The 23,101-nt window shown below is 67.2% G+C and carries 18 protein-coding genes; 12 read left to right on the forward strand and 6 right to left on the reverse strand.

The genetic code is table 11. The annotated features are described in order from the left end of the window. Positions 1-6: 6 nt before the first annotated feature. From ACS0OT_RS00395 to ACS0OT_RS00410, 4 genes are read right to left on the reverse strand one after another with little or no spacing between them, the layout of a single operon-like run. Positions 7-714 (reverse strand): DUF4159 domain-containing protein, encoded by a 708-nt coding sequence (locus ACS0OT_RS00395; protein ID WP_005421001.1) that lies wholly within the window; start codon positions 712-714, stop codon positions 7-9. Further along, complete coding sequence (locus ACS0OT_RS00400; RefSeq protein WP_065178690.1) at positions 714-2,048, reverse strand: TldD/PmbA family protein; 1,335 nt, start codon at positions 2,046-2,048, stop codon at positions 714-716. The genes ACS0OT_RS00395 and ACS0OT_RS00400 overlap by 1 nt, the downstream gene beginning before the upstream one ends. 20 nt (positions 2,049-2,068) lie before the next feature. After that, positions 2,069-3,703, reverse strand: coding sequence for a TldD/PmbA family protein (locus ACS0OT_RS00405; RefSeq protein WP_262220139.1), 1,635 nt, complete (start codon positions 3,701-3,703; stop codon positions 2,069-2,071). 30 nt (positions 3,704-3,733) lie between these two features. Further along, complete coding sequence (locus ACS0OT_RS00410; RefSeq protein WP_164093493.1) at positions 3,734-5,365, reverse strand: TldD/PmbA family protein; 1,632 nt, start codon at positions 5,363-5,365, stop codon at positions 3,734-3,736. Positions 5,366-5,725: 360 nt separating this feature from the next. Between ACS0OT_RS00410 and ACS0OT_RS00415 the strand changes: the two genes are divergently transcribed. From ACS0OT_RS00415 to ACS0OT_RS00425, 3 genes are all read left to right on the forward strand, one after another. Then, positions 5,726-6,019, forward strand: a complete 294-nt coding sequence (locus ACS0OT_RS00415; RefSeq protein WP_032954795.1) for a transposase — start codon at positions 5,726-5,728, stop codon at positions 6,017-6,019. Next, positions 6,016-6,876 carry an IS3 family transposase gene (locus ACS0OT_RS00420; protein ID WP_065185370.1) on the forward strand — a complete coding sequence of 287 codons (861 nt, stop codon included), beginning with the start codon at positions 6,016-6,018 and terminating at the stop codon, positions 6,874-6,876. Before ACS0OT_RS00415 ends, ACS0OT_RS00420 begins: the two co-directional genes overlap by 4 nt. Before the next feature lie 451 nt (positions 6,877-7,327). After that, on the forward strand, positions 7,328-7,942 hold the full coding sequence (locus tag ACS0OT_RS00425; RefSeq protein ID WP_005420993.1) for a DUF938 domain-containing protein: 615 nt from the start codon (positions 7,328-7,330) through the stop codon (positions 7,940-7,942). Positions 7,943-8,014: 72 nt separating this feature from the next. On the opposite strand, the gene ACS0OT_RS00430 is transcribed toward ACS0OT_RS00425, so the two are convergent. Then, a complete protein-coding gene (locus ACS0OT_RS00430) occupies positions 8,015-11,701 on the reverse strand; it encodes an indolepyruvate ferredoxin oxidoreductase family protein (RefSeq protein ID WP_442255983.1) in 3,687 nt (1,228 codons plus the stop codon). Between the two features lie 170 nt (positions 11,702-11,871). On the opposite strand from ACS0OT_RS00430, the gene ACS0OT_RS00435 reads away from it, so the two are divergent. Continuing rightward, entirely contained in the window at positions 11,872-12,507 is a 636-nt protein-coding gene (locus ACS0OT_RS00435; protein WP_139726577.1) for a tetratricopeptide repeat protein, read from the forward strand. A 624-nt stretch (positions 12,508-13,131) separates the two neighbouring features. On the opposite strand, the gene ACS0OT_RS00440 is transcribed toward ACS0OT_RS00435, so the two are convergent. Further along, positions 13,132-14,616 (reverse strand): AAA family ATPase, encoded by a 1,485-nt coding sequence (locus ACS0OT_RS00440; protein ID WP_005420987.1) that lies wholly within the window; start codon positions 14,614-14,616, stop codon positions 13,132-13,134. A 123-nt stretch (positions 14,617-14,739) separates the two neighbouring features. Here ACS0OT_RS00440 and ACS0OT_RS00445 point away from each other — a divergent pair, with 123 nt between their 5' ends. From ACS0OT_RS00445 to ACS0OT_RS00480, 8 genes are all read left to right on the forward strand, one after another. After that, complete coding sequence (locus tag ACS0OT_RS00445; protein ID WP_005420986.1) at positions 14,740-15,369, forward strand: ParA family protein; 630 nt, start codon at positions 14,740-14,742, stop codon at positions 15,367-15,369. A 49-nt stretch (positions 15,370-15,418) separates the two neighbouring features. Further along, on the forward strand, positions 15,419-15,895 hold the full coding sequence (locus ACS0OT_RS00450; RefSeq protein WP_005420985.1) for a SixA phosphatase family protein: 477 nt from the start codon (positions 15,419-15,421) through the stop codon (positions 15,893-15,895). 4 nt (positions 15,896-15,899) lie between these two features. Further along, positions 15,900-16,517, forward strand: a complete 618-nt coding sequence (locus ACS0OT_RS00455; protein WP_005420984.1) for a YceI family protein — start codon at positions 15,900-15,902, stop codon at positions 16,515-16,517. Beyond that, complete coding sequence (locus ACS0OT_RS00460) at positions 16,514-18,571, forward strand: phospholipase D family protein (RefSeq protein WP_262090518.1); 2,058 nt, start codon at positions 16,514-16,516, stop codon at positions 18,569-18,571. Before ACS0OT_RS00455 ends, ACS0OT_RS00460 begins: the two co-directional genes overlap by 4 nt. 10 nt (positions 18,572-18,581) lie before the next feature. Then, positions 18,582-19,016 carry a hotdog fold thioesterase gene (locus ACS0OT_RS00465; RefSeq protein WP_049414459.1) on the forward strand — a complete coding sequence of 145 codons (435 nt, stop codon included), beginning with the start codon at positions 18,582-18,584 and terminating at the stop codon, positions 19,014-19,016. A gap of 118 nt (positions 19,017-19,134) precedes the next feature. Beyond that, the gene (locus ACS0OT_RS00470; protein ID WP_065185546.1) at positions 19,135-19,926 is read left to right on the forward strand and encodes a lysophospholipid acyltransferase family protein; all 792 of its coding nucleotides are present in this window, start codon (positions 19,135-19,137) and stop codon (positions 19,924-19,926) included. A 52-nt stretch (positions 19,927-19,978) separates the two neighbouring features. Further along, positions 19,979-20,968, forward strand: a complete 990-nt coding sequence (locus tag ACS0OT_RS00475; protein ID WP_442256464.1) for a YheT family hydrolase — start codon at positions 19,979-19,981, stop codon at positions 20,966-20,968. 56 nt (positions 20,969-21,024) lie between these two features. Beyond that, positions 21,025-23,094, forward strand: a complete 2,070-nt coding sequence (locus ACS0OT_RS00480) for a tetratricopeptide repeat protein (protein ID WP_065185547.1) — start codon at positions 21,025-21,027, stop codon at positions 23,092-23,094. Positions 23,095-23,101 lie beyond the last annotated feature (7 nt).

Here is a 23,101-nt window from a genome sequence, read left to right on the forward strand (position 1 = left end):
GTCCTGTCAATTGTTCAACGCGTACATCACGATGTTGACGCCAAAGCGGGTGTTGTCTTCGGCCAGGAAGCGCTTGTTGCGCCAGTCGTAGTCCCACTCGCAGCCATAGTCCTTGTTGCTGTAGAGCAGGCCCAGCCGACCATCGACCTCGATGCCCTTCAGATAGTCGTGCACCAGGTCGTCGCCCCAGCCGTTAAGTTCGAAGCTGGTGGCGGGCGGACCGTCCGGGAAGCGGAAGAAACTGCGGTACAGCGCGTGGCTGTTGGGCAGTTTCTGCAATGCCTTCGGACCGAACAGGCGGCCCATCTGTGCCTCGAACGAGGTGGCGAACAGCCCGTCGATGTCATGGTTGCAGTCATCGACGAAGACGAAGCCGCCATTTCGCACGTAGCGCACGAAGTTCTGCCGTTCGGCGGCGTTGAACTCCACCAGCGTGTGCCCGGCCAGGTAGCAGAACGGCGCTTCCAGCATGCGCGGGTCGGCCAGGGCCACCACGTGTTCCTGCGGGTCCACGCGCAGCGATGTGTAGTCGATCAGCGAGGTGATCAGGTTGGATGGCATGCGCGCGTCCACGTCCCAGTCACCGGAGTCGTACTGCAGGCGGGTGAACCAGAAGTCATAGCGCGAACTGCGCGGGCCTGCCTGTGCCCAGGCCGGCAGCGCCGCCGCCGAAGCGGCAGCGGCCAACCAGCGCAGGCAGGCCCGGCGATCCATCAGACCGCGTCGGACAGCGAGGTGAAGGTGAAATCGCGCAGCTTCATCGGCGGGATCATCATCACGTAGCTGGATTCATCACCGGCCACCCGCACCGGCTTGCCCAGCTCTTCGATGTTGTTGAGCATGATCACCGGCGACTCGTTGAAGCGGAAGTTCTTAACCGGGTACTTGATCTGGCCGTTCTCGATGTAGAAGGTGCCGTCGCGGGTCAGGCCGGTCAGCAGCACGGTCTGCGGATCGACCATGCGGATGTACCAGGTACGCGTGACCAGGATGCCCTTCTGGGTGCCGCGCACCAGCTCGGCGGTGCTCTTGTCGCCACCGCTCATCAGCAGGTTGCCCGGCGAGGCCTTGGCGGTCTTGCCCTGCTTCTGCGCCCAGAAGCGCGAGTAGTCCAGATTGGCGATCCTGCCGTTCTCGATGATGGCCATGCGTTCGCGCGGCAGCCCTTCGTTGTCCCACGGCAGCACCGGTGCATCCGGATGCCACGGGTCGGCGATCATGGTCACGCGCGGATCGTAGACCTGCTCGCCCAGCTTGTTGCCGCCGCCCTTCTTCGACAGGAAGCTGCGGCCTTCATCGGCCGAGCGTGCACTGAAGAAATTCATCATGAAGCTGATCAGGCCTGCCGCTGCGGCCGGCTCCAGGATGACCGTGTACTTGCCCGGTTCCAGTGCCTTGGCTTCGGCCGATTCGGTGGCCTTGCGCATGGCGATGCGGATGTCCTGGTCAGCCTTGAAGTCCGCCGCGTCCTTCAGGTTGCGGCCGACCCAGCCCGAACCGCGGCCATCTTCGGTGCGCACAGTGCAGGTGTAATCGAAGTTGGTGGTGCGCTGGTAAGCGAAGTTGCCGTTGCTGTTGGCGGTGGCCTGGAAGCCCTGGCCGTCCTCCAGGAAGCCGGCGGCGACCAGGCCGTGGCCGCGGCACGGGGCGATCGAATCGGCAGCAACCTTGGCACGGAAGGCCGGATCGATCGCGGCGGTGGATTCGCTGAAGGTCGGGCTGGCGCGGTAGCTCTGCTTGCCGATGGCCGGCATGAACTCCGGGTTCTCCGGGGCCAGGCGGGCCAGGTCTTCGGCACGGCGTACCACGCGTTCCAGCGCGGCGTCGTCGAACTCGTTGATCGAGGCAGTGCCGACGCGCTTGCCGAAGGCGACGGTGACCGCCAGTTCGGTGTTGTCGACGATGCCGCTGGTGGAGACATTGTTCAGCGCGAAACGGATGTTGCCGCTGATTGCACCGGCCAGCACGGCGGTGCACTCGTCGGCCTTGGACAGGGCGATGACCTTGTCGAGGATGGCCTTGGCCTGGGCTTCGGTGAAGATACTCATGTGTAAGGGCTCCTGACCGGTCAGCCGAGGCTGCGTGCGGTGTTGATGACGTTGATGCCGTTGAAGCGCGCGGTGGACGAGCCGTGCGAGACCGCCGAGACCTGTCCCGGCTGGCCCTTGCCGTCGAAGAACGAACCGCCCAGGCGGTAGTCGCGCTCGTCGGCCACGGCGGTACAGGCGTTCCAGAATTCCGGCGTGCGGATCTGGTAGGCCACGTCTTCCAGCATGCGGGTGATCTGGCCGTTCTTGATCTCGTAGAACAGCTGGCCGCCGAACTGCGCGTTGTAGCGCTGCTGGTCGATCGAGAACGAACCGTCACCGATGATGTAGATGCCGTTCTCCACGTCCTTGATCAGGTCCGGCACGCTCAGCGGCTTCTTGCCCGGTGCCATCGACACGTTGGCCATGCGCTGGAACTGCACGCTGGACCACGAGTCGGCATAGCAGCAGCCGTCGGACTCGGTCTTGCCGAGGATGTGGGCCTGGTCGCGGATGGTCTGGTAGTCCACCAGCTTGCCGTTGCTGATCAGGTCCCAGCGCTTGCACTTCACGCCTTCGTCGTCGTATGCCACTGCGCCGAGGCTGCCTGGCTGGGTCTTGTCGGCGAAGATGTTGACCAGCTCGCTGCCATACTGGAAACGCTGTTCGCGCTTGTCCAGGGTGGCGAAGCTGGTGCCGGCGTAGTTGGCTTCGTAGCCGAGCACGCGGTCCAGTTCCAGCGGGTGCCCAATCGACTCGTGGATGGTCAGCCAGGTGTGCGACGGGTCGAGCACCAGGTCGTACTTGCCCGGCTTCACCGACGGTGCTTTCAGCTTTTCCTGCGCCTGCCGGGCGGCGGCGATGGCGTCTTCCTTCATGTCGTAGGAAGAACTGTAGTTGACCACGCCATTCGGGCTGACCACCTTGCCCGCGGCGGCGCCGTCCAGGTATTCGTAGCCCAGGCCCATCGGCGAGGACAGGCCCGATCGGGTGCGGAACTTGCCGCTGCTCTTGTCGATGGCGGTGACCGTCATCGGCGCCCAGATGCGGTGCACGTCCTGGTCGATGTAGGAGCCATCGGTGGAGGCGAAGTACTTCTGCTCGTTGACCAGGAACAGCATCGAGTTGACGAAGCTGGCACCGGCGCCCATTGCGGCGGCGTTGACGTCCAGCAGCAGGCCGACCTTGTCCTTGATCGGCACCTCCATCGCATTCTTGTGGATCGGCGTGCGCCAGCTCACCTCACCCACGCCCGGTGCCTTGGCCAGCTGCACCGGTGCGGTCTGCACGCCGGCATTGGCCTTGGCGATCGCGGCCGCCTGCTGCGCCGCCTTGGCCACGTCGGCGGTGCCCAGCGCATTGGTGGCGGCAAAGCCCCACGCACCATTGACGATCACGCGGATGCCCACGCCGGTGGACTCGGTGTTCACCACGTTCTGCACTTTGTCTTCGCGGGTGATCACGAACTGCCGCAGGTAGCGGCCGATGCGCACGTCGCAGTAGGTGGCACCGGCCTGGCGGGCGGCAGCCAGCGCCGCATCGGCCAGGCGCTTCTTCAGCCCCAGGTCCAGCGTGCTCTGCAGCTGCTCGGCGGCGATCACCTTGCCGAAGAAGGAGGGCACGATCAGCCCGCCCGCGGTAAGCCCGGTCAGGGCCAGGAAGTCACGTCTTTGCAAGGCTGCTCTCCATATCGAAGGATGGGTGGCTCAAGCGCCGAGACTGCGCGCGGTGTTGATGATGTTGATGCCGTTGAAGCGGGTGGTGGACGAACCGTGCGAGACCGCCGAGACCTGGCCAGGCTGGCCCTTGCCGTCGAAGAACGAACCGCCCAGGCGGAAGTCGCGTTCATCGCAGATGGCCGTGCAGGCATTCCAGAATTCCGGCGTGCGGATCTGGTAGGCCGCATCCTCTACCATGCCGGCGATCTTTCCGTCCTTGATCTGGTAGTACAGCTGGCCGCCGAACTGCGCGTTGTAGCGCTGCTGGTCGATCGAATACGAACCGCGGCCGTGGATGTAGATGCCGTTCTCCACGTCCTTGATCATGTCCGCGACGCTGAGCGGTTGCTTGCCCGGCGCCAGCGAGACATTGGCCATGCGCTGGAACTGCACGCTGGACCAGGAATCGGCATAGCTGCAGCCATGCGATGCATCGCGGCCGAGGATGTGGGCTTCATCGCGGGTGGCCTGGTAGTCGACCAGGATGCCGTCGCGCACCAGGTCCCAGCGCTGGGTCTTGACGCCCTCGTCGTCGTAGCCGACCGCACCGAGGCTGCCCGGCTGGGTCTTGTCGGCGAAGAAGGTGACGATGTCGCTGCCCCAGCGGAAACCGGCATCTCGCTTGTCCAGCGTGGCGAAGCTGGTTCCGGCGTAGTTGGCTTCGTAGCCGAGCACGCGGTCCAGCTCCAGCGGGTGGCCGACGTTCTCGTGGATGGTCAGGAACAGGTTGGATGGGTCCAGCACCAGGTCGTACTTGCCGGGCTTTACCGACGGCGCCTTCAGCTTCTCGCGGGCGTGGCGGGCAGCGGCGATGGCGTCCTCGACCGGGTCGTAGGAATCGCGGTAGGCGGTGATGCCACCCGGCAGATGCACCTTGCCGCGCGCATCGCCATCAAGGAACTCATAGCCCATGCCCATCGGCGAGGACAGACCGGCGCGGGTGCGGAACTTGCCGCTGGCCTTGTCGATGGCGGTGGCGGTGAACGGCAGCCAGATGCGGTGGATGTCCTGGTCGATGAACGAGCCATCGCTGGAGGCGAAGTACTTCTGTTCGTTGACCAGGAACAGGGTGGAATTGATGTAGTCGGCACCCGCATTCAGCGCGGCGGCGTTGAGCGCCAGCAGCAGTTCGACCTTGTCCTGGATCGGCACCGCCATTGCGTTCCTGCGGATCGGGGTCTGCCAGCGCACCTCGCCGACCGACGGCGTCGGCGCCAGTTGCACCGGCCGGGTCTGGATGCTGGCGTTGGCGCGGGCGATTGCCGCCGCCTGCTCGACTGCCGCGCGCACGGCGGCCTCGGTCTGCTGATGGGTTGCAGCAAAGCCCCAGGCACCGTTGACGATCACCCGCACGCCCACGCCGGACGATTCTCGGTTGGTCACATTGCCGACCTGGTGCTCGCGGGTGATGACCGACTGGTTGAGGTAGCGGCCGATGCGCACATCGCAGTAGCTGGCCTTGGCCGTGCGTGCGGTGGCCAGCGCGACCTCGGCCAAGCGCCGGCGCTGGGCGGTATCGACCGGCGCCAGCAGCTGCTCGGCGGCGATGGCACGGGAATGCGGCAGCAGCAGGCCGGCCAGGCCCAGGCCGGAAAAAGCCAGGAACTCACGTCGTTGCACAGCGTTTCTCTCTCTCGCTTGCGGTCGGCAACGCGCCGGACCGATCACGTCCACTCCTCGACTTTCGCCAGCGCGGCGCAACCGGGCAAGTGACTGCAGTCATGGTTGGGGAGGGTTTCGGCAGGGCTTGCAGCCCTGCACCTGCTCAATGCAACGGCAACGGCCAAAGCCAGAGCCAGAGCCAGAGCCAGAGCCAAAGCCAGAGCGGCATTCCGTGGGTGGGCGGGGCGGTGTCGGATTGCGGGGACGCCGTGAATCCGTCCATGGAGGCTTGGCAGCCGCATCCATGCGGCTGACTGATCTGGCCCCCCGTCAGCGGACGCCAAGAAGCGATACTTTGATCGCACTTGGAGGTCCCTTATGTCCCGTATCACCCGTCGTAGCTATACCGATGAGTTCAAGCACCAAGCCGTGGAGTTGGCCGAGTCGCTCGGGCCTGCCGCAGCAGCCCGTCAGCTGGAGATGTCGGTCAAGACGCTGGCAAATTGGCTTGACGCGGTCCGTGCTGGCCGGTCTCTGACCTCTGAGGCTCGCAGGCCAACCACCGACCTGGAAAGCGAGATCAGCCGCCTTCGGGCCGAGAACGCCAATCTGAAGATGGAGCGGGAAATCCTAAAAAAAGCGGCGGCGTTCTTTGCCAGAGAGTCCAAGTGAGGTACGCCTTCGTCGCCAGTCAAAGGACTCACTACCCGACCAGGTTGTTGTGTCGGGTTCTTGGGGTTTCTGTCTCTGGATTCCATGATTACCTGCGTCGGCAATGTGCCCAAGCGTGCGATGCCGATTCGGCCCTGCGTACCGAGCTTCGGGCCATTCATGTGACCAGCAAGCGCAGTTATGGGCGACGTCGGCTGGTCAGGGCCTTACGAGCCAGGAATCATCCAGTCGGCCACAAGCGCGTGGCACGGTTAATGGCCGAGGAGCGAATCCAGGGCAAGACCAAAGGCCGATTCCGACCCAAGTCCTCCGGCGGCTCATCTCAGCTCGCCCCCAACCTGCTGGATCGGCAATTTGCCCCCGGAACCGGACCGACGGCGTGGGTCGGGGATATCACGTATGTCCCCACCCGCCAGGGATGGCTGCATCTGGCCGTGGTCATCAGCGTCCAGACCCGGCAGGTGCTGGGCTACAGCGTTTCCAAGCGTCTGACTGAAGAGCTGGTGGTGAAAGCATTTGCCAATGCCTGGGCTCTGCATCCACAACGACCCGGCCTGATCTTCCATTCAGATCGTGGTGGGCAGTACTGGGGGAACGAGTTTCGCCAGCTGCTGCAGTCCCATGACGTGGTCCAAAGCATGAGCCGGCCTGGCAATTGCTGGGACAACGCGGTGGCCGAGAGCTTCTTTGCGACGCTCAAGACAGAAGAGGCTGCCGAGCCTTACGCCAGTAGGGAACAAGCCAGCCAGTGCATCGCTGCTTACATCCACGGCTTCTACAATCCAGCCCGGCTACACTCGGCGCTGGGCTACCACTCGCCTAACAACTACGCCCGGCAGCTCCGGGCTGCCGCCTGAAACGGCTTCATGGCGTCCGTTTTCAGGGGGCCAGATCAGACACCCCGCAATCCGACACCGCCCCAGCTCTGACAGATTCCTGCGGCTGTTGGTAGGTGTCGACCTTGGTCGACACGATTTTTCTGTCAGATATCGAAATGAATCCGGGGTCAGATCCGTTTTCCTGCGGAAAACGGATCTGACCCCAAGAGCCGTTCCAACAGATCGCTGGAAACTGTCGAAGGCGGGGTGGGTCCGGCTGCGGGCTTGGCTGCGGCATGGATGCCGCGGCCAAGCCCCCAAGGACGGGTTTACGGCGTCCCCCGCAACCGGACCAACCCTGCCATCCCACGGAATGCCAGCTTTTGACGTTGCTCTGGCTCTGGCTCTGGCTCCGGCGGGTGCAGGGCTGCAAGCCCTGCAGACACCCCCTCGTGCACAATGGGGCCGACCCCGCCTGGACACCGTCCTGATGTCGAGCAAGCCGTATTCAGAAGCCTGCGAGCGCAACCGCGAACCCATCGCCACCGCACTCGACCCGTGGATGGGCGACCGCCATCGGGTGCTGGAGATCGGCAGTGGTACCGGCCAGCACGCAGCCTTCTTCGCCGAGCGCTGGCCATGGCTGCGCTGGCAGCCCAGCGACCATCCGGACCATCTGCCCGGCATCGAAGCCTGGCGTGCGGAGGCCGCGCTGCTGAACCTGCTGCCGCCGGTGGCGCTGCAGGTGGAGCTGCCACCGGCAACGGGCCTGGACCTTCCAGAAAGCAGCACGTTCGACGCCGCATTCAGCGCCAACACGCTGCACATCATGGGCTGGGAGTACGTGCAGGTGCTGTTCGGCGCGCTGCCGCCACTGTTGCGTCACGGTGCGCTGCTGGCGATCTACGGTCCGTTCAACTATGGCGGCCGCTATACCAGTGACAGCAATGCGCAGTTCGATGCCTGGCTGAAGGCGCGCGACCCGCGCAGCGGTATCCGTGACAGCGAAGCGGTGCAGGCGCTGGCGGCGGACAACGGGTTTACCCGGTTGGGTGACGTGGCGATGCCGGCCAATAACCGGCTATTGCTGTGGCGGTTGGGGTGAACCACCGGCAGTGCCGGCCGTTGGCCGGCAACCGATTGCCAGGAAGATGCCGGCCAGCGGCCGGCACCACCTTCAGGCCACCTGCACGATATGCAGCGCCTTCGGATTGCGCCACTGCGCCAGCAGGGCCGCTTCGCGCGCCTTGGCCTGCTCGAAATGCGCTTCCTTGACATGGCCGAAGCCGCGGATGTGCTCGGGAATGCTGGCAATCTCCACCGCCAGCGACAGACGGTCATCCTCCAGCCCGTCCAGCAGCATCTGCACCGTCGCCTCGTAATCAGCAATCAGCTTGCGCTCCATGCGGCGCTCCTCGGTGCGTCCGAACACATCGAAGCGGCCGCCACGCAGGAACTTCAGCTTCGCCAACAGACCGAAGACCTTGAACATCCACGGGCCGTATTCCTTCTTCAACAGCCGTCCCTGCTCGTCCTTCTTCGCGAACAGCGGCGGTGCCAGATGGAAGCGCAGCTGGTAGTCGCCCTCGAACTGCTGCTGCAGGCGGCGCTGGAAGTCACCGCTGGTGTACAGGCGCGCCACTTCGTACTCGTCCTTGTAGGCCATCAGCTTGAACAGGTAGCGCGCCACGGTCTCGGTCAGCGCAGTGGAACCGCCGATGCGGTCGGCTTCGGTGGCGCGTACGCGCGCTACCAGGTCACGGTAGCGCTTGGCGTAGGCGGCATCCTGGTACTCGACCAGGAACGCGGCGCGGCGCTCGATCATTTCATCCAGCGAGCGCGACAGGCGGGCGTCGTCCAGCGGCAGGAACGCCACGTCGCCACCGTGCGAGGGCAGGCCACGCAGTTCGCGTTCGTCGCCGGTGTTGCGCGGTGCCGCAGTGGCACCCCATTCATTGCCCTCCCACTCGCCTGGCGGCAGCGGATGCAGCGGGCCCGGGGTGGATTCGGTATCGGTATGGCGGTTGCGCACCAGGCCGGCCGCCTGCTGCACGGCCTGCGGATCGACCACGGCCAGGCGGCCCCAGGCGAAGGCCTGCTGGTTCATCGCCACGGCGGCGCCATTGAGCTCGATGGCGCGCATCAGTGAATCGAACGACAGCGGCACCAGGCCCTGCTGCCAGGCGTAGCCGAGGATGAACAGGTTGGCGGCAATGGCATCGCCCAGCAGCGCGGTGGCCAGCTGGGTGGCATCGAGCAGCAGCGGCTCCTGGCCGCCCAGTGCCACGCGCACGCCGGCGATGATGTCGGCGGCGGGGAACTGCATGTCCGGGCGGGTGGTGAAGGTGCCCGGCATCGCTTCGTAGGTGTTCAGCACCACCTGCGAACGGCCGGCACGCACCTTCGACAGTGCCCAGTAGTCATTGACCACCACCATGTCGCAGCCCAGCACCAGGTCGGCCTCGCCAGCGGCGATACGCACGGCATGGATGTCTTCAGGGCGACGGGCAATGCGGATATGCGTGGTCACCGCGCCGCCCTTCTGCGCCAGGCCGGTCTGGTCGAGCACGGTTGCACCCTTGCCTTCCAGGTGGCCGGCCATGCCCAGCAGCGCACCGATGGTCACCACGCCGGTACCGCCGACGCCGGTGATCAGGATGTTCCAGGGCTGTTCCAGGCTGCCGCGGAGGGTCGGCGCCGGCAGGTTGTCCAGCAGCGTGGAGGCGTCGCGCTTGCTGCCTTTGCGCGGCTGGCCACCGTGCACGGTGACGAAGCTGGGGCAGAAGCCGTTCACGCAGGAATAGTCCTTGTTGCAGTTGGACTGGTCGATCTCGCGCTTGCGCCCGAACTCGGTTTCCTTCGGCAGCACCGACACGCAGAAGCTCTTCTTCCCGCAGTCACCGCAGCCTTCGCAGACCAGCGAGTTGATCATCACCCGCTTCTGCGGGTCTTCCAGCTTGCCTCGCTTGCGGCGGCGACGCTTCTCGGTGGCGCAGGTCTGTTCGTAGATCAGGATCGACACACCCTTTACTTCGCGCAGGCGCTTCTGCACTTCGTCCAGTTCGCTGCGGTCATGGAACTCGACGTCGCTGGGGAAGTGCTCGCGCTGGCCGGTCCACTTGCCGATGTTGTCCGACAGCACCACGATGGTGTGGATGCCTTCGGCGCGCATCTGCTTTGCAATGTCCGGCACGCTCAGCGGACCGTCCACCGGCTGGCCGCCGGTCATCGCCACCGCATCGTTGTAGAGGATCTTGTAGGTGATGTTGACGCCGGCGGCGACCGCCTGGCGGATCGCCAGCGAGCCGCTGTGGAAGTAGGTGCCGTCGCCGAGGTTCTGGAACACGTGCGGGGTATCGGTGAACGGCGCCTGCCCGGCCCAGGTCACGCCTTCGCCGCCCATGTGGGTGAAGGTGTCGGTGCTGCGGTCCATCCAGGTCACCATGTAATGGCAACCAATGCCGGCCAGCGCACGCGAGCCTTCCGGCACGTTGGTGGAGGTGTTGTGCGGGCAGCCCGAGCAGTAATGCGGTACGCGCGGGAAGCTGGCGCGCGGCAACGCAAGCTCGGCTTCCTTCTCCTGCATCCACTGCAGCCGCTGCTCGATCGATGCGTTGTTGAAGAACTTCTGGATGCGGCGGCCGATCACGCCGGCGATGGTGGCCGGGGTCAGCTCGCCGGTGGACGGCAGGATCCATTCGCCAGTCTCGTCATACTTGCCGACGATGGACGGGCGCTGGCCCCAGCTGGCCGGCCAGTTGAAGAACTGTTCCTTCATCTGACGCTCGATGAAGGCACGCTTTTCCTCCACCACGATGATGTCTTCCAGGCCCTGCGCGAAGCGCGCGATGCCCTGCGGCTCCAGCGGCCAGGTCATGCCGACCTTGTACACGCGGATGCCGATGTCGGCGCAGGCGGCTTCGTCCAGGCCCAGGTATTCCAGCGCCTGCAGCACGTCCAGGTAGCTCTTGCCGGTGGTGACGATGCCCAGCCGCGCGCGCGGCGCGTCCATCACCACCTTGTCGATGCCGTTGGCGCGGGCGAACGCCTGTGCGGCCTTCACCGCATAGCGGTGCAGGCGCATTTCCTGGTCCAGCGGCGGGTCCGGCCAGCGGATGTTGAGACCGCCCGAAGGCATCTCGAAGTCTTCCGGCAGCACGATGCGGCGCGCCATCGGGTCGACCTCGACCGAGGCCGACGATTCGACTGTCTCGGCGATCGTCTTGAAGCCGACCCAGCGCCCGGTATAGCGGCTCATCGCCCAGCCCAGCAGGCCCATGTCGAGGATGTCCTGCACACCGGCCGGATTCAGTACCGGCATCATCGCGCTGACGAACTCGTCCTCGCTGCCATGCGGCAGGGTTGAACTGCGGCAGGCATGGTCATCGGCGGCCAGTGCCAGCACCCCGCCGTAGCGCGAGGTGCCGGCGGCATTGGCGTGCTTGAACACGTCGCCGCAGCGGTCCACGCCCGGGCCCTTGCCGTACCACATGCCGAACACGCCCTGCACGTTGGCGCCGGGGAACAGGTTGGTCTGCTGGGTGCCCCACACCATGGTGGCGCCCAGGTCCTCGTTCAGGCCGGGGGTGAACTTCACCTTGGCCGCGTCGAGGTGTTTGCGTGCGCGCCACAGCTCCAGGTCGAAGCCGCCCAGCGGGCTGCCGCGGTAGCCGCTGACGAAGCCGGCGCTGTCGATGCCTTCGTGTGCGTCGCGCAGCCGCTGCATCAGCGGCAGCTTCACCAGCGCCTGCACGCCACTCAGATAGATCCGCCCCTCGTTGCGGGTGTACTTGTGGTCGAGCGTGTAGTCACGGTCGATCAGGTCGGTGGAGGAGGGCGACGTGAGTTGCGCGGTACTGGTCATGGCTGGCCCGGTCAGGATCGGCTGGCACCGGCCGCGTGCAGGCACGCGACGGGAAAGGCGCGAATTGTAGCAGCGAGGCCCGGCCGCCCCGGCACTCGCGCCGGCGGCCATGCTGGGGTTAGGATCGGGGAGAGAGAGAGGGGGCTGCGGTTGCGGCCTGGGGAGAAGGGATGTCAGTTGCAGGAAAGATCCTGGGCAGCATGTTGCTGGTCTCGGGAACGGCCCCGGTGTGGGCCGCGCCGGCGGTGCCGGCACCACAGGAGTTCTATTTCGACAGCGATGCGGCCGCCGTGCCCATGATCGTGGTCCAGTCCGACGGGGATGAGCTGGTGGCGCAGCTGCTCAAGCAGCGCGAGCGCGGCCGGCGGACCGTGGAGGCCACCGTGCAGCTGGCGTCGGTGGCCATTGCCCAGGGCCGTACCGAACTGGGTGAACAGCTGTATCGCGAAGCGCTGAAGGATGCGCCGGTGCAGGGCAGCCTGGGCCGTGGCGTGCGCTGGAACTACGGCTGGGACCTGCTGCGTCAGGGCCAGCCCGAAGCCGCCCTGGAGCAATGGCAGGCCGCTGCCGGTGGTTCGCTGAGCAAGCCGGGCTGGTTGCCACCGACCTATGCGCTGGCGCTGTGGCGGGCCGGGCAGAAGCAGGAGGCGGTGCAGTGGTATGCCGCCGCAGTGCGTACCGAGCCGACGCAATGGAGCGACAGCAGCCGCTATGCGCAGTTGCTGCCGTTGTGGCGCGACGACGAGCGTGCCTCGCTGGCCGAAGTGCAGCAGGCCTGGGCGGCCGCGCCGCCGGCCTGGCCCTGAGGGAGGGGGTTGCGCCGGGTTGCACCCGGCACCCGCAGAGGCAACAGCCGAAGCAACAGCAACAGCGGGCAATCCGCGGGATGGCGGGGTGGTGTGGGTTGGCAGGACACGCCGTAAACCCCGCTCCGCGGCCCGGCCCAGCCGCTGGAGGCTGGGCGTTCGGGCGCTTGCGAAGCAGTGCTTCGCAAGCAAAGCGCCCTCACCCATGGGGGCTCGATGGCGCCATCCATGGCGCCATCGGTCCTGCAGCCCCAGACCGCGTCGACCCCGACAGGTTATCGGCGGCGGTGGGTAGATCCACGCCATGCGTGGATGAATCCGCATCGGAATCAACTATTCGATATCTGATCGAAATGCAGCCGAGCGTGGGCTCGGCTCTACAGAAAGCGGCCAGCCGACCGGCTTTTGCTTTTGATCATCTTTTTTCTTCTCCGTGGCGGACGCCCCCGGAAACTGTCAGGGGGCGGGTGGGTAGGCTGCGCAGGGGCGTGAGCCGCATGGATGCGGCGACCGAGCTTACAGGGACGTACTTGCAGCGCCCCCTGCGCAGCCTACCCACCCGGCCAACCACGACTGTCGCTTTGAGCGACCAACCACGAGGGGCTGCGCCGTTCGCGGGAAACCTCAATCGTCCGCGGAAACCGTCCGCCCCGACGCCCACGCGCGCAAGGCCTCGACCTGCTCGGCCATCAGCACCGACAGCGGCCTCGTCGCGCGGATCTCGTTCATCAGCAGCTCGGTGTCCAGCGGCCGGCCTTCGGCGTGCGCTGCGTACAGTCCGGCCACGATCGCCTGCTCGATCTCCGCGCCGGAGAAACCATTCGCCGCGGCCGCCAACGCCGGCAGTGCAAAGTCGTCCCCATTGAGCTGGCGTCGCCCCAGATGCAGCCGCAGCAGTTCCACGCGCACTTCGGGGGTGGGCAGGTCGACGAAGAAGATCTCGTCGAAACGGCCCTTGCGCAGCAGCTCGGCCGGCAGTTCGTGCACCTGGTTGGCGGTGGCGACGATGAAGACCGGCGCCTTGCGTTCGGCCATCCAGGTCAGCAGGTAGCCGAGCACGCGGCGCGATACGCCACCGTCCTCGCCACCACTGGCCAGGCCCTTCTCGATCTCGTCCATCCACAACACGCAGGGCGCCAGCTGCTCGGCCGAGGCCAGCGCCTGGCGCAGGTTGGCCTCGGTCTCGCCGTGGTACTTGTTGTACAGCGCACCCACGTCCAGGCGCAGCAGCGGTACACCGAAGCCGGCGGCGGTGGCCTTGGCCAGCATCGATTTGCCGCAGCCCTGCACGCCCAGCAGCAACATGCCGCGCGGCGGGTCCAGGCCGGCCGGTGCCGAGCCGGCGATGAAGGCCACCCGGCGCTGGCTGATCCAGCGCTTGAGCCGGTTGGCGCCGGCCACGTCGCCGAAGCGTGCGCTGTCGTGCTCGAAGAACAGGTGGCCGCTGCGGTTGAGCAGCTCGAACTTAAGCCGTGCCAGCTGCGGCAGGTCGTCGTCGCGCAGCGCGCCATCGGCGTAGATCAGCTGGCGGGCAATGCGGCGGGCATCGACCAGGCTCAGGCCCTGCAGGTTCTTCAGGATCTTCTTCACCGCCTCGCTGTCGACCTCGACGCGGCGGCCGCCGTGTTCGCGCGCATAGGCGTCGGCCTCCTCGCGCAGCATCTTCAGCAGGGCGTTGGCATCGGGCAGGCGCGGGTTGAAGCGCACCGCCAGTGCTTCCAGCTCGGCCGGCAGCTCGACCTTGGCGCCGATCAGCACCAGCACGTGCGGTTCGCTGTGGCGGCGCTGGATCAGGTCGCGCAGTGCGCGCTGGTGGCTGGCATAGCCCAGGTAGGGGTGGAAATCGAGCAGCAGGTAGACACCGCGCTGATCAGCCTGGCGGATCATCTGCAGCGCGGCGCTGGCATCGGGCGGGCCGACCGGCGGATCCTCGCGGTCCAGGTCGATGCGGCGCAGGCCCTCGGTGATGGACCAGCGGTGCAGGGCCCGCCACACGTGCATAAGCGTCTGCCGGAACAGTTCAACGATGCGCCCCTCATCCTGGGTCTCGATCACGATCAGGGGGGTATTGGCGCGGATCAGTGCGCTCAGGTCCTGCAGTTCGCTCATGCCGGTTCGATCCTTCGGGGGCGCCACGATAGCAAAGGCGATGGCCACGGGTTCAGCACGGCGCTACCTCCCGTCACCACCGCCGGTGTACGCTCGGGGCACGTACCCGGAAGCGAGGCTGGCATGAAGACGATCCTGGTGGCCGGTTCCAAGGGCGGGGTGGGCAAGACCACCGTCGCCACCCACCTGGCCGCGTACGCGGCATTGCAGGGCAAGGCCACGGTGATCGCCGATGCCGACCCGCAGGGCTCCAGCACCCGCTGGGCACAACGGCGTGCCGGGCTGGAAAGCGCGGTGCTCCCCATCGATGTGTATCGGAAGAAGCAGTGGGCGCAGAAGCTGCCCGACGGTACCGATACCGTCATCATTGATGCACCCGCCGGTGCGCTGGCCGACGATATCCCCCATTTCCTGGACGCGGCCGACGCCGTGGTGGTGCCGGTGCTGCCCTCGGCGCTGGATATCGAAGCCATCGTCGGCTTCCTCAACAGCCTGGCCCAGAACCCGCGCGTGCACAGCCGCAAGCTGCCGGTAGGGCTGGTCCTCAACCGCACCAAACCCTGGACCCAGACCTCGCAGCAGGCATTGCAGATGCTGGCCGAATGGCCGTACCCGGTGGTCGCGCAGCTGCGTGACAGCCAGAGCTACGTGGTCATGACCGGCCTGGGCCGCAGCCTGTTCGACTATCGCTCCGCCCAGGTGCGCGAACACCAGGCGGACTGGGAACCGCTGCTGTCCTGGCTCAAGCTTTGATGCCTGCCTCACTTCTCCTGCTGCATCCTCTTCTCCATGGAAACCCGCGATGCGTGAACTGATCCTGCTGCGCCATGCCCATGCCGAACCCGCCGTTTCCGGCCAGGCCGACCTCGACCGGCCGCTGTCGCCGGTGGGGCTGGCCGAAGCTGAAGCCGCCGGCAAGTGGTTGAAGGAAAACAACCTGCTGCCGGACTGCGTGCTGTGCTCGCCGTCGCGACGTACCCGTGAGACCCTGGAAGCGGTGATGACGGCCATCGGCTATGTCGAGAAGCGCCTGGAAGACCGGATCTACGAAGCCACCCCGGGCACCCTGGCGGCGCTGGTGGACGAACGTCGCGACCTGGACCGGGTGCTGATCGTGGGCCACAACCCGGGCCTGGAGCAGCTGGTGGCCCTGATGACCGACGGCACCAGCAGCGACTACCGGGGCATGCCGCCGGGCGGCGTGGCCGTCCTCGGCTTCCCGCGCGAGGTCTCGATCGAGCCGGGCGTGGCCAGCCTGAACGCGTTCTGGTGGCCGTGATCCGATGAGCCAGGCGCGGCGCAGCCGCTTCCTGCTGCCCGCGTTGCTGGCGCTTGGCCCGGCCTGGGCGGCTGTGCCCCCACCAACGCCGTTGCCGCCGGTGTCCGCCGAAGCGCCGCGGGTACTGCGCCTGGATACCCAGCGCTCGCGGATCGGTTTCGAGGTGCGGACCCGTTTCGGCCAGCGCATCGAAGGCGTATTCCCGCACTTCGAGGGGCGCATCGAGATCCTGTCCGACGGGCGCCACCAGGTGCACCTGAAGATGTTCACCCGTTCGGTGGAGATCCCTGGCAAGGCGCGCTACACCGGCTGGATGCGCGGCGAAGAGTTCTTCGATGCAGGGCGCCATCCGGTGGTCGAGTTCGACTCGCTGCCATACTGGCCGGAGACGGTGGAACAGGGTGGCGACATCAACGGCCGGCTGACCCTGCGCGGCGTCAGCCATCCCGAGTCGCTGCGGGTCGAGAAGGCGGAGTGCGCCCGACCCGGCTATGATTGCGATGTCGTCAGCCGCGGTACCGTGCAGCGAGGCCGGTATGGAATGGACAGCTGGCAGCTAGCCCTGAGTGACCGAGTGACCTTCGTATTGCGTGCGCGCCTGAGCGAGGCGCCGAAACCGTGAACCTCCTGCTGCGTTTACTGGCGCTGGCAACGGTGTTGCTGGGCAGCGGTTGTGCATCGCTTTCGCATGCCGAGCGCGACCGCGCCGAAGCGATCGCCGTGCAGGCGCGCTCGACCGTGGTCGGCTGCCAGCGCGCCGACCGCTGCGCGCAGGACTCACCGCTGCGTGCGCTGGCCGGCCGGGCGTTCACCGAATCCACCCCGGAACAGCCGCGCCACTACGCCACCCTGCTCGACGAGGGCGAAGGTGCGCTGGTGGCGCGCCTGAACCTGCTGCGCAGCGCCACCCGCAGCATCGACCTGCAGACCTACATCTTCGACAAGGACGACAGCGCCCGGCTGGTCATCGACGAGCTGCTGGCTGCATCGCGGCGCGGGGTGAAGGTGCGCGTGCTGATCGATCAGCTCTCGGCGATCTCCGACCTGCAGATCCTCGGCGCGCTGTCCAGCGCGCACCAGAACTTCCAGCTGCGGGTCTACAACCCGACCTTCGGCAAGGCCCGGCTGAACTACTTCGACTATGCCGGCAGCGTGCTGTGCTGCTTCCGCCGCTTCAACCAGCGCATGCACAACAAGCTGCTGGTGATCGACGATGCGATCGGCGTGGTCGGTGGCCGCAACTACCAGGACGACTATTACGACTGGGACCGCGAGTACAACTTCCGCGACCGCGACGTGCTGATCGCCGGCCCGGAGGCGCGGGCGATGGCCGCCAACTTCGATGCCTTCTGGCATGCCAGGCGCAGCGTGCCGGCCGAGCGCCTGAACGATGTCGGCCGCACCCTGCTGCGCGAGGGCGTGCCGACCCTGCCGCCGGCCAGCTTCCGCCGCCCCGAGCGGGTGCAGCGGGTCAGTGCCGAAGCCAATGACATGGACTTCGTCAGCCGTTCCTTCGTCGATACCGCGTTGCCGGTGGCCTCGGTGCGCTATGTCGCCGACCTGCCACGCAAGCACCGGCGCGAGAAGGCCGATGCGCCACTGGCGGGCCAGCACGTGACCGAGCCGCAGCTGGATGCGCTGATCGCCGGCGCGCAGGAGGAGGTGATCCTGCAGACGCCGTACCTGGTGTTGTCCAAGCCGGCGCAGAAGCTGTTCCGCGAGCTGCGCAAGCGCCCGCAGCCGCCGCGGGTGGTGGTGTCCAGCAACAGCCTGGCGGCCACCGACAACCCGATCGTGTATGCGCTGTCGTACAAGTACAAGCGGCGCAACATGCGCGAACTGGGCTTCAACATCTTCGAATACAAGCCGTTCCCGCTGGATGCACCGGTCGACTACCGCAACCTGTTGCCAGATCCGATCGCCGCGCCCGGAGGTGACGACGACGGCGGGCGCAATCCGCTGATTGGCGGCAGCGCCGCGGGCAGCAATGCCGGCGACAGCCGCGATCGCGATGAGCATCCGGCACCCACCGGCAAGCAGGGGCCGGTGAACCACCCGCGCACCGGCAGTGCCTACCAGAACGCGCGCGAGCGCCGCCGCGCGGCCGGCAGCGAGGTCGAGACCCGCCTGCTGCGCACCGAGACCCGGCCCTCCTTCCTGGGCAGCAAGGCGGTCAACAAGCCGTTGCCGGTCACCCGCAAGGGCGCGCGCATGGGCCTGCATGCCAAGTCGCTGGTGGTCGACCGCCGCATCGGCGTGGTCGGCACCCACAACTTCGATCCGCGCAGCGAGAACTACAACACCGAAGGTGCGGTGATCATCGACGACCCGGCCTTCGCCGAGCAGCTGGCCGAGAGCATCCTGCGCGATACCCACCCGCAGAACTCGTGGACGGTGGCGCCGCGGGCCAAGCCGCCGGTGCTGTCCGGGCTCAACTACAGCGTCGGCAAGGCCTCCGAGGCACTGCCGATCCTCGACTTCTGGCCGTGGCGCTATGCCACCGACTACGAGTTCAAGCCCGGCCCGGACTGCCCGCAGCCGCTGCCCCGGCAGGACCCGGACTTCCACCGCTGCTATGTCGCCGTGGGCGATTTCCCCGAGGTCAATGTCGGCCCGAAATGGCTGCTGGTCCGAATGCTGACCGCATTCGGCGCCGGCCTCGTTCCCATCCTCTGAAGGTGCCCGCATGACCCTGGTGTTCCGCGAAGCCGTTTCCCTCGAGCAGCTCAACACGCTCAGCCGCAACACCGCGATCGAGTCGCTGGGCATCGTCTTCAGCGCGGCCGGCGACGATTGGCTGCAGGCCACCATGCCGGTGGACGAGCGCACCCGCCAGCCCTACGGCATCCTGCATGGCGGCGCGTCGGTGGTGCTGGCCGAGACCCTGGGCAGCAGCGCCGGCAACCTGTGCGTGGATACGGCCAAACAGATCTGCGTAGGGCTGGAGATCAACGCCAACCATGTACGCGCCGTTCGCTCGGGCACCGTGACCGGCACCGCACGTGCACTGCACGTCGGCCGCAGCACCCAGCTGTGGGAGATCCGCATCGAGGACGAGCAGGGCCGCCTGGTGTGCATCTCGCGGCTGACCCTGGCGGTGGTGGCGGCCGGCCACGGCTGAGCCCCGGACGGCCGGTGACGGCAGCGGAACCCAGCGTTCCCCGCCGATTGCCCCGGTTGATGGGTGTTATGGCCTAAATCGGCTGGCAGCGATGACGGCCCTCCGGTATCGTGCGCGGATGACTTCCCCCACTCCGGCCCCCCGCGGCGGCGTGGCGCGTGTGTGCCGTTACCTGTACCGCGTACCGCTGCTGTTGGTCCACATCATCGTGTTCCTGCCGCTCATCCTGATCGGCATGCTTCGGCCGTGGGGCGAACTGCGCGTGGGCGAGGCGACCCTGGGGGCCAAAGTGGTCAACTGGTGGCAGGGCGGGCTGATGTGGATCTTCGGCTTCCGCCTGGTGCAGATCGGCACGCCGCTGCCCGGCGCCGTGCTGTTCGTCGCCAACCACGTCAGCTGGGTCGACATCTGCATCCTGCACAGCCAGCGCATGATGGGCTTTGTCGCCAAGCGCGAGATCGCCAGCTGGCCGCTGGTCGGCTGGCTGGCCGCGCGTGGCCAGACCATCTTCCACCAGCGCGGCAACACCGAATCGCTCGGTGGCGTGATGCAGGTGATGGCTGACCGCCTGCGCGAAGGCAAGGCGGTGGGCGTGTTCCCGGAAGGGCGCACCCGCGGCGGCCACGAAGTAGGCCCGTTCCATGCCCGCATCTTCCAGGCCGCGGTTGAAACCGGCGTGCCGGTGCAGCCGGTGGCACTGGTGTACGGGCTCAAGGGCGATGCGCAGACCATTGTCGCGTTCGGCCCCGGCGAGAGTTTCTTCGCCAATTTCCTGCGCCTGCTCGGTGAGCCGGCGCGGCGTGCAGAAGTGCACTTCCTGACACCGATCGGTGCGCAGGACCTGGAAGGCCGTCGGCGCATCGCGGAGACGTCGCGCGCGCGCATCGTGGCGGCCATGAGCACCGAGTGAGGGTGCGGTGGCCCTGATCCCGCCACCCGTCCTGGACGCCGGCACGCCGACGTTGCACGCGGCTGACTACCAGCCGCCGCGCTGGCTGCGCAACCCGCACCTGCAATCGATGCTCAGCTCCAGCCGCATGCGCCTGCAGCGCGGCCTGCTGCTGCTGGCCGCGACCGGCGCGATCAGCGAAGAACTGATCCTCGACGGCGGTGATGGCGTGCGCCTGCAAGGCTGGCACAGCCACATCGAAGGCCGCGAACCCAAAGGCATGGCCCTGCTGCTGCACGGCTGGGAAGGCAGCGCCGAATCCAGCTACATGCGCATGGCGGCCGCGCGCATGCTCGAACAGGGCTTCGACGTGGTGCGGCTGAATTTCCGCGACCACGGCAATACCCATCATCTCAACCCTGGCATCTTCCACTCCAACCTGATCGACGAAGTGGTGCATGCCGCGGGCGATATCGCCCAGCGCTGGCCGCAGTTGCCGCTGGTGGCCGCCGGTTACTCGCTGGGCGGCAACTTCGTGCTGCGCCTGGCCCTGCGCGCGCCAGCGGCCGGCGTGCCGCTGCTGCGCGTGGCCTCGGTATGCCCGGTGCTGGACCCGGCGCTGACCATGGAGAGCATCGAGAACGGCCCGGCGATGTACGGCTGGTACTTCCGCCGCAAGTGGGCCGGTTCGCTGCGGCGCAAGCGCGACCTGTTCCCCGAACTGAGCGACTGCGACGACCGCGTACTGAAACTGGACATCCGCGCGCTGACCGCCTGGCTGGTCGAGCGCCACACCAGTTTCGGTTCGTTGCAGGCCTATTTCGATGGCTACTCGATTGCCGGTGATCGCCTGTCCACGTTGCAGGTGCCGGCCGACATCCTGATGGCGCAGGACGACCCGGTGATCCCCTACGCGACCTTCAGCGACTGGCAGCTGCCGCACCAGGCGCATCTGGAAACCGCCAGCTGGGGCGGACACTGTGGCTTCCTGGAAAACTGGCGCGGTGACGGCTTCTCCGAGCGCTGGGTGGCGCAGCGCCTGCAGCGCGTGCTGCAAGGCTGAACCGGCACGGGCGCGCAGGCCGCTACAATGCGGGTTTGCCCTTGAACCGGACCGCCATGCAAGACCAGATCATCCAAGCGTTGCGCCAGAACGAGGCCGACCGGGCCGTGCAGCTGGCCCAGGCGTGGACCCGTGATGAACCCGGCCAGGCCGAGGCCCACCGCTGGCTGGCGCTTGCGCTGCAGCAGCAGGGCAAGGCCGAGGACGCGATGGAGGCCCTGCAGCAGGCGCTGCAGCTGGCCCCGGACAACGCCCAGCTGCACCTGCAGCACGCCGGCCTGCTGCTGGCCCTGCGCCAGTTCGACGGCGCAGGCGAAGCACTGACGCGCACCACCGGGCTGGACCCGAACGCATTCGCCGCGTACCTGATGCAGGCCCACCTGGCGATCGGTCGCAACGATTTCGATGAAGCGCAGCGCCTGTCCACGCTGGCCTCGCGTGTCGAACCGGACCACCCGGAGCTGCTGACCATCGATGGCATGATCGCGCTGCGCCGCGATGATGCCGATCGCGCGCTGACGCTGCTGTCGGCCGCCAACCAGGCCCTGCCCAACGACATCCGCGTGCTTTACGCACTGGGCTTCGCCTACCTGGGCAAGAACATGCTGGCCTTCGCCGAGCAGGCGTTCCGGCGCGTGCTGGAACTGAACCCGACCATCGCCTCATTGCATGGCCTGGTGGTGCAGCTGGCCATGCGCCAGGGCAACCTGGAAGCTGCGGCAGAGGCGATGCAGATCGCGCTGCAGCAGGAAGGCCTGGATACGCCTTCGATGCGCCGCCTGGCCGGCGAACTGGCACTGCGCAGCGGCCAGCCGCTGCAGGCGCTGGAGCACCTGCTGCCGTTGCTGGAATCGCTGCCTGATGACCGCGACGTGCTGCAGCTGCTGCTGATGTCCTGGCAGCGCCTGGGCCGCGAAGACGAGGCCCGCGCCCGCCTGGATGCAGCCCTGGAGCAGCACCCGCAGCTGCACGACCTGTGGCTGGCACGCCTGGCGGTGGAGGAGGTCGGCAGTGCCACCGCCGCCGCCACGGTCGAGCGCTGGATGGACGCGATGCCGGGCCACCTGCCGGCGCTGGAAGCGCGCCTGCGGCTGCACGACATGGTGGGCGAACACGCCCAGGCCGAAGCGATCGCCGAGCGCATCGTCAGCCTCGAACCGGGCCGCGTCAGCGGCGAAACCCGCCTGGTCGAAGGCCTGCTGCAGCGCGATCCGGCCGCTGCGGTCGCCCGCGTGCAGGCGCTGATCGGCATGGCACCGGAAGGCCACCGCGCCGACCTGCGCACCTGGCTGGGTGAGATCCAGGATCGCGCCGGGCAGCACGAAGATGCGCTGCAGACCTGGCTGGCCCTGCAGGCCGACCAGGCCCCGCAGCGCCTGCCGCTGCCGCCGCAGGCCAAGGCACCGCCGAGCTGGCCGGACAAGGGCGAGATCGACGGCGATGCCACCTCCGCGCCGATCTTCCTGTGGGGCGCGCCAGGGTCGGGCGTGGAGCGCGTGGCGACCGGCCTGGCCGCGGCCAGCCCGGTGCTGCGCAGCGACCGCTATACCTCCAACGCACCCGACGACGCCTTCCAGAACTACCACACGCTGCAGGACCTCGCTTCGGGCGTGCTGACGCCGGAGCGGCTGGTGCAGCGCTGGCGCGAACAGCTGCCGTCGCGCGGCGTGCAGGACGACGCGATCATCGACTGGCTGCTGTGGTGGGACAACGCGCTGCTGTGGGCGCTGCGCCCGCAGTTGCCGCAGGGCCGCCTGCTGGTGGTGCTGCGCGACCCGCGCGACATGCTGCTGGACTGGGTGGCCTATGGTGCCGCCGCGCCGCTGGCGATGACCTCGCTGGCCGAAGCCAGCGAATGGCTGGCGCGCGCGCTGGCCCAGGTCGCCGCTTTGCACGAGGACGATCTGTACCCGCAGGTGCTGCTGCGCATCGACCAGATCGGCAACGATCCGCAGGCGATGGCCGAACTGCTGGGCCGACTGTTCGAGCGGCCGATGCCGCCGGCCGCGCAGCTGGGCGCGCCGCGCTTCCCGCCGGGCCACTGGCGCAACTACCGCGACGTGATGAGCGCCGCCTTCGCCAAGCTCACCCCGATCGCGGTGCGCCTGGGTTACCCGGAAGAGTGAGGACACG

Source organism: Stenotrophomonas maltophilia group sp. RY12688, from assembly GCF_052149045.1.
GTDB lineage: Bacteria > Pseudomonadota > Gammaproteobacteria > Xanthomonadales > Xanthomonadaceae > Stenotrophomonas > Stenotrophomonas sepilia.